The sequence below is a fragment of the Pseudomonas koreensis genome (genome assembly GCF_024169245.1).
Classification (GTDB): Bacteria; Pseudomonadota; Gammaproteobacteria; order Pseudomonadales; family Pseudomonadaceae; genus Aquipseudomonas; species Aquipseudomonas koreensis_F.
Genome location: NZ_JALJWP010000001.1, coordinates 5,477,081 through 5,489,487 on the forward strand (window position 1 = coordinate 5,477,081; position 12,407 = coordinate 5,489,487).

General features: G+C 58.1%; 12 protein-coding genes. All 12 read right to left on the reverse strand.

Going from position 1 to position 12,407, the window contains the following annotated elements:
- Nucleotides 1–11: 11 nt before the first annotated feature.
- The 12 genes from rfbA to serC all read right to left on the reverse strand — a co-directional run bounded on the left by rfbA (nucleotide 12) and on the right by serC (nucleotide 12,296).
- On the reverse strand, nucleotides 12–902 hold the full coding sequence (rfbA, locus tag J2Y90_RS24250; protein ID WP_253504188.1) for a glucose-1-phosphate thymidylyltransferase RfbA: 891 nt from the start codon (nucleotides 900–902) through the stop codon (nucleotides 12–14).
- Complete coding sequence (gene rfbD / locus J2Y90_RS24255) at nucleotides 899–1,792, reverse strand: dTDP-4-dehydrorhamnose reductase (protein WP_253504191.1); 894 nt, start codon at nucleotides 1,790–1,792, stop codon at nucleotides 899–901. Before rfbD ends, rfbA begins: the two co-directional genes overlap by 4 nt.
- The gene (rfbB, locus tag J2Y90_RS24260) at nucleotides 1,789–2,865 is read right to left on the reverse strand and encodes a dTDP-glucose 4,6-dehydratase (RefSeq protein WP_253504194.1); all 1,077 of its coding nucleotides are present in this window, start codon (nucleotides 2,863–2,865) and stop codon (nucleotides 1,789–1,791) included. Before rfbB ends, rfbD begins: the two co-directional genes overlap by 4 nt.
- 221 nt (nucleotides 2,866–3,086) lie before the next feature.
- Nucleotides 3,087–3,326, reverse strand: a complete 240-nt coding sequence (locus J2Y90_RS24265) for a LapA family protein (protein ID WP_253504197.1) — start codon at nucleotides 3,324–3,326, stop codon at nucleotides 3,087–3,089.
- 30 nt (nucleotides 3,327–3,356) lie between these two features.
- Nucleotides 3,357–3,653, reverse strand: coding sequence for an integration host factor subunit beta (gene ihfB / locus J2Y90_RS24270; protein WP_007950920.1), 297 nt, complete (start codon nucleotides 3,651–3,653; stop codon nucleotides 3,357–3,359).
- Between the two features lie 143 nt (nucleotides 3,654–3,796).
- Nucleotides 3,797–4,075 (reverse strand): hypothetical protein, encoded by a 279-nt coding sequence (locus J2Y90_RS24275; RefSeq protein ID WP_253504200.1) that lies wholly within the window; start codon nucleotides 4,073–4,075, stop codon nucleotides 3,797–3,799.
- A gap of 192 nt (nucleotides 4,076–4,267) precedes the next feature.
- On the reverse strand, nucleotides 4,268–5,950 hold the full coding sequence (rpsA, locus tag J2Y90_RS24280) for a 30S ribosomal protein S1 (protein WP_253504202.1): 1,683 nt from the start codon (nucleotides 5,948–5,950) through the stop codon (nucleotides 4,268–4,270).
- Between the two features lie 119 nt (nucleotides 5,951–6,069).
- Nucleotides 6,070–6,759 carry a (d)CMP kinase gene (gene cmk, locus J2Y90_RS24285; RefSeq protein ID WP_024013869.1) on the reverse strand — a complete coding sequence of 230 codons (690 nt, stop codon included), beginning with the start codon at nucleotides 6,757–6,759 and terminating at the stop codon, nucleotides 6,070–6,072.
- A complete protein-coding gene (locus J2Y90_RS24290; protein ID WP_253505333.1) occupies nucleotides 6,756–8,963 on the reverse strand; it encodes a bifunctional prephenate dehydrogenase/3-phosphoshikimate 1-carboxyvinyltransferase in 2,208 nt (735 codons plus the stop codon). Before J2Y90_RS24290 ends, cmk begins: the two co-directional genes overlap by 4 nt.
- 28 nt (nucleotides 8,964–8,991) lie before the next feature.
- Nucleotides 8,992–10,104 carry a histidinol-phosphate transaminase gene (hisC, locus tag J2Y90_RS24295; protein ID WP_253504204.1) on the reverse strand — a complete coding sequence of 371 codons (1,113 nt, stop codon included), beginning with the start codon at nucleotides 10,102–10,104 and terminating at the stop codon, nucleotides 8,992–8,994.
- A gap of 12 nt (nucleotides 10,105–10,116) precedes the next feature.
- Nucleotides 10,117–11,211: a prephenate dehydratase gene (gene pheA / locus J2Y90_RS24300; RefSeq protein WP_016770924.1), complete on the reverse strand. Its 1,095-nt coding sequence runs from the start codon at nucleotides 11,209–11,211 to the stop codon at nucleotides 10,117–10,119.
- The gene (serC, locus tag J2Y90_RS24305; protein ID WP_064361501.1) at nucleotides 11,211–12,296 is read right to left on the reverse strand and encodes a 3-phosphoserine/phosphohydroxythreonine transaminase; all 1,086 of its coding nucleotides are present in this window, start codon (nucleotides 12,294–12,296) and stop codon (nucleotides 11,211–11,213) included. Before serC ends, pheA begins: the two co-directional genes overlap by 1 nt.
- Nucleotides 12,297–12,407: the final 111 nt, after the last annotated feature.

The window sequence follows — 12,407 nt, forward strand, 5'->3', positions numbered from 1 at the left end:
AGACAACGGACTCAGCGAGTGCTGGAATCCAGAAGTTTCTGCAGATACTGTCCATAGCCGGTTTTCTTCAGGCTGTCGGCCTGTTTGGCCAGCTGTTCGGCGTCGATCCAGCCATTATTGAAAGCAATCTCTTCAAGACACGCAACTTTCAAGCCTTGGCGCTGCTCGATGGTGTGCACGAAGTGACTCGCCTCCAGCAAGGAATCATGGGTCCCGGTATCCAGCCAGGCGAAACCGCGACCCAGCATTTCAACATTCAGCGACTTTTGCTCAAGGTAGGCACGATTGACGTCAGTGATCTCCAGCTCTCCACGCTCCGAAGGCTGAATGTTCTTGGCAATCTGGACTACCTGATTATCATAGAAATACAGGCCAGTCACAGCGTAGCTGGATTTTGGCTTCAGCGGTTTCTCCTCGATGCTCAGCGCGCGGCCGGAGGCGTCGAACTCGACAACACCAAACCGTTCCGGATCGGAAACGTGGTAACCGAATACCGTTGCGCCTTGTCGCTGGCTGGTCGCTGAACGCAGATTGTCGGAGAAATGCTGACCATAAAAAATGTTATCGCCCAGGATCAGGCAGCAAGGATCATCGCCGATGAACTCTTCACCGATGATGAAAGCTTGCGCCAGACCGTCAGGACTTGGCTGTTCGGCATAGGTCAACTTGATGCCATATAGACTGCCATCCCCCAGAAGCTTGCGGAAACAAGGCAAGTCTTCAGGCGTCGAGATGATCAGAATCTCGCGCATTCCCGCCAACATCAGCACCGACAGCGGATAAAAGATCATCGGCTTGTCGTAGATAGGCAACATTTGCTTGGACACACCAAGAGTCAGTGGATGCAGGCGCGTGCCCGATCCACCGGCGAGAATGATGCCTTTACGATTTGTCGTGTTCATTTATTCAGAACTTCCCTAAGCATTCGGGTTACACCACTTCGCCAATCCGGCAAGTGTAGAGAAAAATTGTCACGCAGTTTTTGGGTATTCAGACGTGAGTTCAGAGGGCGACGCGCCGGCGTGGGGTAGGCCGTTGTTTCGATCGGATCGACTGTCTCCACAGCCAACTCCTCGCCTTGGGCTTTTGCGAAGTCAATTACGTGACTGGCATATCCGTGCCAGGACACTTCGCCCGCAGCGGCCAGATGATAGAGCCCAGCCAACTCTGGATGCTTGATAACTTGCTGCATAGTCAAAGCTGTAACATCGGCAATCAGATCAGCCCCGGTCGGTGCTCCGATCTGATCCGCAATCACGCTCAACGTTTCGCGATCTTTGGCCAAACGCAGCATGGTCTTGGCGAAGTTATTACCGCGAACACCGTACACCCAACTGGTGCGCAAGATCAGATATTTGCAACCCGACGCAATGATCGCCTGCTCGCCCGCGAGTTTGCTGGAGCCATAATGGTTCACCGGCGCAACAGGATCCGTCTCCTGCCATGGCGTCACGCCCTGGCCACTGAAGACGTAATCCGTTGAATAGTGAACAAGCCAAGCGCCCAACGCAGCGGCTTCTTCAGCCATTACGCCACTCGCAAGACCGTTCACGCGGTCCGCCAACTCGGTTTCCAACTCAGCCTTGTCGACTGCCGTATAAGCAGCCGCATTAACGATAACGTCAGGCTTTACCTGACGAATCGTTGCGCGCAGGGATTCAAGATTGGACAGATCACCGCTGAGGCCATCAACCGGATGACGATCAAGCGCGACGAGCTCGCCAAGCGGAGCCAGGGAACGTTGCAGCTCCCAGCCCACCTGACCGTTCTTTCCTAAAAGCAGAATCTTCATGCTTTGCTCGAGCGATCCGCGTAGTTCTGGTCAATCCACTGCTGGTAGCTGCCGCTTTTCACGTGCTCAACCCATTCAGCGTTGTTCAGATACCACTCCACAGTCTTGCGAATACCGGTTTCAAACGTCTCTTCCGGCGTCCAGCCCAGTTCACGCTGAATCTTGCTGGCATCGATTGCATAACGCACATCATGACCAGGACGATCCTGAACATAAGTAATCAGGCTGGCGTGCGGACGATGGGCAGAATTGGGACGCAACTCATCGAGCAAGGCACATAGCGTATGCACTACTTCGATATTCTGTTTTTCGTTATGACCGCCGATGTTGTAAGTCTCACCGATCACGCCTTCGGTGACGACTTTGTACAACGCGCGTGCATGATCTTCGACGTACAGCCAGTCACGAACTTGGTTGCCTTTGCCGTACACCGGCAGCGGTTTGCCTTCCAGCGCGTTGAGGATGATCAGCGGGATCAGCTTCTCAGGAAAGTGGCATGGACCGTAGTTGTTCGAGCAGTTGGTAACCAGTGTCGGCAGGCCGTAAGTACGCGCCCAGGCACGGACCAAGTGGTCGGAGCTGGCCTTGCTGGCCGAGTACGGCGAGCTTGGCTGGTAAGGGGTAGTTTCGGTGAAGAGGTCTTCCGGACCTTCGAGGTCTCCGTAAACTTCGTCGGTCGAAATGTGGTGGAAACGGAAGTTGGCTTTGCGCGTGTCATCCAGCGCAGCCCAGTAGTGGCGCGCTGCTTCGAGCAGCGTGTAGGTACCGATGATATTGGTCTGGATGAATTCGGACGGGCCGGAGATCGAGCGGTCGACGTGTGATTCTGCGGCCAAGTGCATGATTGCATCTGGTTGGTGTTCACGCAGGACACGGTCGATCGGGTCACGATCGCAGATATCGACGCGCTCGAAGGCGTAACGCGAATTCTGGCTGACTTCTGCCAAGGACTCCAGATTGCCGGCGTAAGTCAGCTTATCGACGTTGACCACTGCATCGGAAGTGTTGGAGATGATGTGACGGATGACTGCCGAGCCAATGAAGCCGGCGCCGCCGGTAACTAGAATTTTCACGCGAAACGATACCCTTGAGCTGCGGACAGCGCTGCAAGCGAGCGCGGTCTAATCCATGAATGCAGAAGCAACTATCAGTTGGCATCCGTCAGAGTCAGTCTGAATCGACATGCGAAGGCACGATCGAACAAGGGACGCATTTTACAGCTTAATGATGCTTTTACTAATGGATAAAGACAGGCTGAGGCGCAATTTCGACAGATGCCGCGCGCCTGTCGCCTTTAGACCAGTCGCTTGCGTGCAGCTCTGGACGAGCGTCCCAGAAACCAACCCAAAATTGGACCGATCAACATACCGATCAGCAACGCCAACACTGCAACAACCGACACCGGCAACTGCGGACCGGAAAAACCCAGAAACAAAAGCGAAACCGATTGCTGGTTTTCCAGTACAAACGCCAGAACAACCAGAACCATCAGCAGAAGAAAAACGCCAACCAGTATGCGTTTGAGGTTACGCATTCACGCCCCCTTGAATTTGAATAGCGAAGATCAAGCGCCCTCCTCCTCTTCCTCATTCACGCGGTCACGCAATTCCTTGCCCGGTTTGAAATGCGGAACGAATTTACCGTCCAGGCTGACAGACTGGCCGGTCTTTGGATTGCGGCCGACGCGCGGCGCGCGGTAGTGCAGGGAGAAGCTGCCGAATCCACGGATCTCGATGCGATCACCGGTGGCGAGGCACTGAGACATTTGTTCAAGCATGGTCTTGATGGCCAGCTCCACATCTTTGGATGAGAGTAGCCCTTGATGGGTGACAATTCGTTCGATCAACTCCGACTTCGTCATATTTTTCCCTTCTTTTTCAAGCAGCTAGATCAGCGCTTGAAAGGTTTTAGCATGCCCGGATGATTTTGAACAGCCCAGGGATTGACATATCTTTCCCGGGGTCAAAACGCCCTTTTTCAGGGCATCCCGATGGCAAGTCGCACCTAACGGCACATCACCAGCATGGTCCGGGTTACAAAGCCTGCGGGATTGAAACCGAACGGGTATTCGTCTTCATCCTTCGCATCATCAGAACGGGTGATGACCTTGTAGCCCTTGCCTTTACACTCCTTCGCCGCACGCTTCTGGCACTTTTCCCAACTAGAGCCGAGACCGGAGCAGTCAACTTCGATACCACTGACGCCGCGCACTGCATGGGTTTTCGCACTGGTGGTGCAGCCTGCCAAGGCCAAAACCATTGCAACAACAAGTAACTTGTTCATCCACTTCCTTATGCCAGGCAAGCCTGACGACTAATGCTCAAGACCAAGCTTAGTCGCGAATAGGCGATTGATCCGATTAAAGAAACAGACCTGCACGCGAAGACATTGGTTTCATGCACGGACGTGCAAAGACCAAATCGCACACACAAAAAAGGGCGACCGAAGTCGCCCTTTTTAATGATCAAGCAGAACTCAGTTCTGTTTGGCCATTGCTTGACGCAGCAGTGCCGCCATGGTGGTGTCAGTTTCACCCTCCGGAGCCGCTTTCAGGCTCTGGATGGCTTCTTTCTCTTCAGCATCGTCTTTCGACTTGATCGAGAGCTGGATTACGCGGCTCTTGCGATCAACGCTGATGATCTTGGCTTCAACTTCCTGGCCTTCTTTCAGAACGTTGCGCGCGTCTTCAACGCGGTCACGGCTGATTTCGGAGGCTTTCAGGGTAGCTTCGATGTCGTCGGCCAGAACGATGATGGCGCCTTTGGCGTCAACTTCTTTCACGGTACCGGTCACGATAGCGCCCTTGTCGTTAACCGAGACGTACTCGGAGAACGGATCGCTTTCCAGTTGCTTGATGCCCAGGGAGATGCGCTCGCGCTCTGGGTCAACCGACAGGATGACGGTGTCCAGCTCGTCGCCCTTCTTGAAACGACGTACGGCTTCTTCGCCCACTTCGTTCCAGGAGATGTCGGACAGGTGAACCAGACCGTCGATGCCGCCGTCCAGACCAATGAAGATACCGAAATCGGTGATCGACTTGATGGTGCCGGAGATCTTGTCGCCCTTGTTGAACTGGCCAGAGAAGTCTTCCCACGGGTTCGACTTGCACTGCTTGATGCCCAGGGAGATACGACGACGCTCTTCGTCGATATCCAGAACCATGACTTCCACTTCGTCGCCGACTTGTACGACTTTCGAAGGGTGGATGTTCTTGTTGGTCCAGTCCATTTCCGAAACGTGTACCAGACCTTCAACGCCTTCTTCCAGCTCAGCGAAGCAGCCGTAGTCGGTCAGGTTGGTTACACGAGCGGTAACGCGAGTGCCTTCTGGGTAACGGGCTTTGATAGCAACCCATGGATCTTCGCCCAGCTGCTTCAGGCCCAGGGAAACACGGTTGCGTTCGCGATCGTATTTCAGAACCTTGACGTCGATTTCGTCACCAACGTTGACGATCTCGGAAGGATGCTTGATGCGCTTCCAGGCCATGTCGGTGATGTGCAGCAGGCCGTCCACGCCACCCAGATCGACGAATGCGCCGTAATCGGTGAGGTTTTTGACGATACCTTTGACTTGCTGGCCTTCCTGCAGGGATTCCAGCAGAGCTTCACGCTCGGCGGAGTTCTCGGCTTCGAGGACGCTGCGACGGGAAACGACAACGTTGTTGCGCTTCTGGTCCAGCTTGATGACCTTGAATTCCAGCTCTTTGCCTTCCAGGTGCGTGGTGTCGCGCACTGGACGGACGTCAACCAGGGAACCTGGCAGGAACGCACGGATGCCGTTAACGTCGACAGTGAAGCCGCCTTTAACCTTACCGTTGATAACGCCCTTGACCACTTCCTCGGCTGCGAAGGCTGCTTCCAGAACGATCCAGCATTCAGCGCGCTTGGCTTTTTCACGGGACAGCTTGGTTTCGCCAAAGCCGTCTTCAACCGAATCCAGAGCAACGTGAACTTCATCACCAACGTTGATGTTCAGTTCGCCAGCATCGTTGTAGAACTGCTCAAGCGGGATGAGTGCTTCAGACTTCAGACCAGCGTGAACGGTTACCCAGCGAGCCTGGTAATCGATATCAACGATAACACCGGTGATGATGGAGCCTGCCTGAAGGTTCAGGGTTTTCAGGCTTTCTTCAAAGAGTTCCGCAAAGCTTTCGCTCATTTTAATTCCTGTAGATGAGGGCGAAGTAAACGCCCATCTCCACACCCCAGACGGTGTGGGTTAGTTTCATTTAAAAGAAGCACCGCAGGACTATGACTGGTCCCCTGTGGCCCTCTTGGTCACCCGGCGATATCGCGAATGGCGATCTCGCTCATGATGCGTTCAAGCACCTGATCGATGGAAAGCTCCGTGGAATCCAGCTGAATCGCGTCGGCCGCCGGCTTGAGCGGGGCTACCGCGCGCTGGGTGTCACGCTCATCGCGTGCACGGATCTCATCTAGCAGACTCGACAGACTAACACCCTCGACTTTGCCCTTCAACTGCAAATATCGACGGCGCGCCCGCTCCTCGGCACTGGCGGTGAGGAAAATCTTCAGCGGTGCGTCCGGAAAAACCACCGTACCCATGTCGCGGCCGTCGGCCACCAGGCCCGGCGCTTCCTGGAATGCACGCTGACGCTGCAGCAGCGCCTCGCGCACAGCGGGCAGCGCAGCCACTTGCGAGGCGCCGGAACCGACGCTTTCGGTGCGAATGACATCGCTGACTTCGTCGCCTTCCAGAATGATCCGCTGCAGCTGACCTTCGGTCGCGGCGATGAATTGCACATCCAGATGAGCGGCCAATGTCTTCAGCAGCTCTTCATTGGTCAGGTCGACGCCATGGTTGTGCGCCGCAAACGCGAGCAAGCGATAAAGCGCACCGGAATCCAGCAGGTTCCAGCCCAGACGCTTGGCCAGAATCCCGGCGACGGTGCCTTTGCCGGAGCCGCTTGGCCCATCGATGGTGATGACCGGTGCAATGTTTTTCACGACTGAGCCTCTTGTGCCACACGAATGCCGACTTGCCCGCACAGTGCGAGGAAATTGGGGAACGAGGTCGCGACGTTGGCGCAATCGTGGATGCGGATCGGTGCGGTAGCGCGCAACGAAGCGACGCTGAAGGCCATGGCGATACGATGGTCGCCGTGACCGTGCACTTCACCGCCGCCGATCTGGCCGCCGTCGATGATGATACCGTCCGGGGTCGGTTCGCACTTGACGCCCAGCGCCAGCAAGCCGTCCGCCATGACCTGGATCCGGTCGGATTCCTTGACCCGCAGCTCTTCAGCGCCGGTCAGCACGGTACGCCCTTCGGCGCACGCAGCCGCGACGAACAGTACCGGGAATTCGTCGATGGCCAGCGGCACCAGTTCTTCTGGAATCTCGATACCTTTGAGTCTAGCTGCCCTTACGCGCAAGTCCGCTACCGGCTCGCCGCCGACTTCACGCTGGTTTTCCAGAGTGATGTCAGCGCCCATCAGACGCAGGATGTCGATCACGCCGGTGCGGGTCGGGTTGATACCAACGTGCTCAAGCACCAGCTCGGAACCCTCGGCGATCGAGGCCGCTACCAGGAAGAACGCCGACGACGAGATGTCGCCCGGCACTTCGATGTGAGTCGCGGTCAGCTTGCCGCCGGATTCGACCGAAGCCGTTGCACCGTCGACGCTGACCGGGTAGCCGAAGCCACGCAGCATGCGCTCGGTGTGATCGCGAGTCGGTGCCGGCTCGGTGACGGTGGTCTTGCCTTCAGCGTACAGACCGGCGAGCAGCAGGCAGGACTTCACCTGAGCGCTGGCCATCGGCATGGTGTAGGTCAGACCCTTGAGCTTGTGACCACCGCGAATGGTCATCGGTGGACGACCTTCAGCGGCGGTTTCGATGACCGCGCCCATTTCCCGCAGAGGATTGGCTACGCGATTCATCGGCCGCTTGGACAGCGATGCGTCGCCGGTCAGAGTGCTGTCGAAGTTCTGCGCCGCCAGCAGGCCGGAGAGCAGACGCATCGAGGTGCCGGAGTTGCCCAGATAGATCGGGCCCGGCGCCGGTTTCAGGCCGTGCAGGCCGACGCCGTGGATGGTCACGCGGCCGTGATGCGGGCCTTCGATGACCACGCCCATATCGCGGAAGGCCTGCAAGGTCGCCAGGGCGTCTTCGCCCTCGAGAAAACCTTCGACTTCGGTGACGCCTTCGGCCAGCGAGCCGAGCATGATCGAACGGTGGGAAATCGATTTGTCACCCGGTACGCGAATCCGACCGGACAGGCGGCCACCAGGTTGAGCCAGGAAGATCAGATCGTTGGAATTCATAGCGTCCACATAGGCCCTGCGGGCCAGGATTTTACTGAAATGCTCGCGGGCAACCCGGGCGCGCGTGAAAACGCCCAGCAATTGGTGCCCATCCCCTGCATCGACCGCGTCGCGCAAGGCGTCGAGGTCGCTGCGAAATGTATCGAGTGTGCGCAGGACAGCCTCGCGGTTGGCGAGAAAGATGTCGTGCCACATCACCGGGTCGCTTCCGGCGATTCTTGTGAAATCGCGAAAACCACCGGCAGCGTAACGGAAGATCTCCAGATTTTCATTGCGCTTGGCCAATGAATCGACCAGACCGAAGGCCAGCAGGTGCGGCAGATGACTGGTCGCGGCAAGCACTTCGTCGTGACGCTCGACCTGCATGTGCTCGACATCGGCGCCCAGTTCGCGCCAGAGCCGGTCAACCACCGCCAGGGCGGCAGGATCGGTCTGCTTGAGCGGCGTCAGGATTACCTTGTGTCGGCGGAACAGCTCGGTATTCGAGGCCTCTACCCCGCTCTGCTCGGAACCGGCAATCGGGTGCCCCGGGACGAAACGAGCCGGCATGCCGCCGAACGCTTCAGTCGCCGCGCGCACCACGTTGCCTTTGGCACTGCCGACATCCGTGAGGATCGCCGCACCCAAATCCATAACAGCCAAACGCGCGAGCAGTTTTTCCATCGCCAGAATCGGCACCGCCAGTTGAATCACATCGGCACCGACACAAGCTGCCGCCAAATCGTCTTCACAACGATCGACCACACCCAATTCGACCGCGAGCTTGCGCGATTGCGGATCCAGATCGACGCCGACCACTTCACGGCACAGGCCGCTCTCACGCAAACCCTTGGCAAACGAACCACCGATCAACCCCAGACCGACCACCACAAGGCGACCGATCATAGGTGCAGCAGGTTGCAGCGCAGTGACATCAACCACGAGCCAGAACCTTGCGCAGCGCCTCGAGGAAACGGCTGTTTTCCGCTGGCAGACCGATGGTCACGCGCAGGTGGTTCGGCATGCCGTAATTGGCCACCGGACGCACGATCACGCCTTCGCGCAGCAAGCCCTGGAAAATTGGCGCCGCGACCTGGCCGAGATCGACGCAGATGAAGTTGCCTTTGGACTCGATCCAGCCCAGCCCCAGCTCGCGCAAACCGGCCTGCAACTGCTGCATGCCGGATTCGTTGAGCTGACGGCTTTGCGCCAGATACTCATCGTCCTTCAATGCTGCACAAGCTGCGGCAAGGGCGAGGCTGTTGACGTTGAACGGCTGGCGAACGCGGTTCAGCACATCCGCCACGACAGGGGTCGACAAGCCATAACCGACGCGCAGCGCGGCCAGACCATAGGCCTTGGAGAAGGTGCGCGACACCAGCAGGTTCGGGTACGCCGCGAGGAAGTCAAGACCGTCCGGCAAGTCGCTGCCTTCGGCGTATTCGATGTACGCCTCGTCGAGCACCACCAGCACATGCTCGGGAACGTCTTGCAGGAATTCGTCCAGCGCTTCGGCGCCAAACCAGGTGCCGGTCGGGTTGTTCGGGTTGGCGATAAACACCACGCGGGTGTTGGCATCAATGGCCGCAAGCATCGCCGGGAGGTCATGGCCCCAGTCTTTGGCTGGAACGACTTTGGCCTGCGCACCGACAGCTTGGGTAGCAATCGGATACACAGCGAAAGCGTGCTCACTGAACACCGCATTCAGGCCCGGCGCCAAGTAGGCACGCGCAACCAGCTCAAGAATGTCGTTGGAGCCATTACCCAGCGTGACCTGATTCAGCTCGACGCGGCACTGCTCGGCGAGCAGCGATTTCAGGGCGAAACCATTGCCGTCCGGGTAGCGGGTCAGCTCGGTCAGCTCATCGCGGATCGCCGCCAATGCCTTCGGGCTGGCGCCCAATGGGTTTTCGTTGCTCGCCAGTTTGACGATTTTTGCCGGATCCAGATCCAGCTCGCGCGCCAGTTCGTCCACAGGCTTGCCCGGAACGTACGGCGAAAGTTGTTGCACGCCCGGCTGTGCCAGAGCGAGGAAGTTGCCACTCATTTGCTACCGCCCTTAGAGAACTGCTTTCGGGTAGGAACCCAGCACTTTGAGTGCTACTGCTTCCTGACTGATCTTTTCCAGCACACCTTTGATCAACGGATCACGGTGGTGGCCGACAAAGTCGATGAAGAACACGTAGGTCCATTTGCCGCTGCGCGACGGACGGGTTTCGATGCGGGTCAGGTCGATGCCATTGTCGTGGAACGGCACCAGCAGCTCATGAAGCGCGCCGGGCTTGTTGCTCATCGACACGATGATCGAAGTCTTGTCGTCGCCGGTCGGCGGCACTTCCTGGTTACCGATCATCAGGAAGCGTGTCGAGTTGTCCGGACGATCTTCGATTTTCTCGGCCAGACGCGTAAGACCGTACAGCCCCGCCGCCATGTCACCAGCGATCGCCGCGGAATTCCATTCACCCTTGACCCGCTTGGCCGCTTCCGCGTTGCTCGACACCGCGACGCGTTCGACATTCGGGTAATGCGCGTCCAGCCACTTGCGGCACTGGGCCAGCGACTGCGCATGGGAATAGATGCGGCTGATGCTGTCGGTCTTGGTGTTTTCGCCGACCAGCAGATGATGGTGGATGCGCAGCTCGACTTCGCCGCAGATCACCATGTCGTGCTCGAGGAAGCTGTCCAGCGTGTGGTTGACCGCGCCTTCGGTGGAGTTTTCCACCGGCACCACGCCGAAATTCACCGCACCGGCCGCCACTTCGCGGAACACTTCGTCGATGGCCGCCATCGGCTTGCTGATCACCGCGTGGCCGAAGTGCTTCATCGCTGCCGCTTGAGTGAAGGTGCCTTCAGGGCCGAGGTAAGCCACTTTCAGCGGCTGCTCCAGCGCCAGGCACGAGGACATGATTTCGCGGAACAGCCGCGCCATCTCTTCGTTGCCCAGCGGCCCCTGATTGCGCTCCATCACGCGCTTGAGCACCTGAGCTTCGCGCTCGGGACGATAGAACACCGGCACTTCGCCTTCGGCCAGCGAGGCCATCTTCACGCGGGCGACTTCCTGGGCGCAACGCGCACGCTCACTGATCAGCTCGAGGACCTTGGTGTCCAGAGCGTCGATGCGAACGCGCAGTGCCTTGAGTTCTTGCTCGGACATCAGCCGTGTTCCTTCTCGAATTCCGCCATGTACGCCACCAGCGCGTTGACCGCGGTGATGTCGACGGCGTTGTAGATGGAGGCGCGCATGCCGCCCACCGAGCGGTGGCCCTTGAGGTTGAGCAGGCCGCGTTCGTCGGCACCGGCGAGGAACGGCTTGTCCAGACGATCGTCAGCCAGACGGAACGGCACGTTCATCCACGAGCGATCCGATTTGTTGATCGGGTTGCTGTAGAGGCCGCTGGCATCGATGAAGTCGTACAGGGTGCGCTGCTTGACGTCGTTGAGTCTGGCAATCGCTTCGACGCCGCCCTGCTCTTTCAGCCACTGGAACACCAGACCGGACAGGTACCAGGCCAGGGTCGGCGGGGTGTTGTACATCGAGCCATTATCGGCCGCGACCTTGTAGTCGAGCATGGTCGGGCACAGCGAGCGAGCCTTGCCGAGCAGGTCTTCGCGGATGATGTTGACGAGGATGCCGCTCGGGCCGATGTTCTTCTGCGCGCCGGCGTAGATCATGCCGAAACGCGAGATGTCGACCGGGCGCGAGAGGATGTCCGAAGACATGTCCGCCACCAGTGGCACGTCACCGGTTTGCGGAATCCACTGGAATTCCAGACCGCCGATGGTTTCGTTCGGCGCGTAGTGAACGTAAGCAGCGTCTTTCGACAGGTTCCACTCGTTCTGGCCAGGGATGGCGAAATAGTCGTAAGGCTTGGCGGTGGCGGCGACGTTGACGTGACCGTAGCGCGAGGCTTCTTCGATGGCTTTCTGCGACCAGATACCGGTGTCGATGTAATCGGCCGAGCCGCCTTCAGGCAACAGGTTCAGCGGGATCTGTGCGAACTGCTGGCTGGCGCCGCCCTGCAGAAACAGCACTTTGTAGTTCGACGGGATATTCAGCAGGTCACGCAGATCCTGCTCGGCCTGGGTGGCGATGGACACGAACTCATCGCTGCGATGGCTCATTTCCATGACCGACAGACCCTTGCCGTGCCAATCAAGGAGTTCACCCTGGGCGCGCTGCAGGACAGCTTCAGGCAGCGCCGCCGGACCGGCGCAGAAGTTATAGGCTCGCTTGCTCACATCCAATCTCGCTCTGATTTGGTGATACACAAAAACTGTAAATCGCTGATGCTGCACATAGGCGAATGTGCACATTCTGGCATCCGAACATTTAGCCTGTAGGAGCTGCCG

Coding starts and splice junctions, on each gene's coding strand:
- rfbA (WP_253504188.1), bottom strand. CDS start 902: ATGAACACGACAAATCGTAAAGGCATCATTCTCGCCGGTGGATCGGGC.
- rfbD (WP_253504191.1), bottom strand. CDS start 1,792: ATGAAGATTCTGCTTTTAGGAAAGAACGGTCAGGTGGGCTGGGAGCTG.
- J2Y90_RS24265 (WP_253504197.1), bottom strand. CDS start 3,326: ATGCGTAACCTCAAACGCATACTGGTTGGCGTTTTTCTTCTGCTGATG.
- ihfB (WP_007950920.1), bottom strand. CDS start 3,653: ATGACGAAGTCGGAGTTGATCGAACGAATTGTCACCCATCAAGGGCTA.
- J2Y90_RS24275 (WP_253504200.1), bottom strand. CDS start 4,075: ATGAACAAGTTACTTGTTGTTGCAATGGTTTTGGCCTTGGCAGGCTGC.
- rpsA (WP_253504202.1), bottom strand. CDS start 5,950: ATGAGCGAAAGCTTTGCGGAACTCTTTGAAGAAAGCCTGAAAACCCTG.
- J2Y90_RS24290 (WP_253505333.1), bottom strand. CDS start 8,963: ATGATCGGTCGCCTTGTGGTGGTCGGTCTGGGGTTGATCGGTGGTTCG.
- hisC (WP_253504204.1), bottom strand. CDS start 10,104: ATGAGTGGCAACTTCCTCGCTCTGGCACAGCCGGGCGTGCAACAACTT.
- pheA (WP_016770924.1), bottom strand. CDS start 11,211: ATGTCCGAGCAAGAACTCAAGGCACTGCGCGTTCGCATCGACGCTCTG.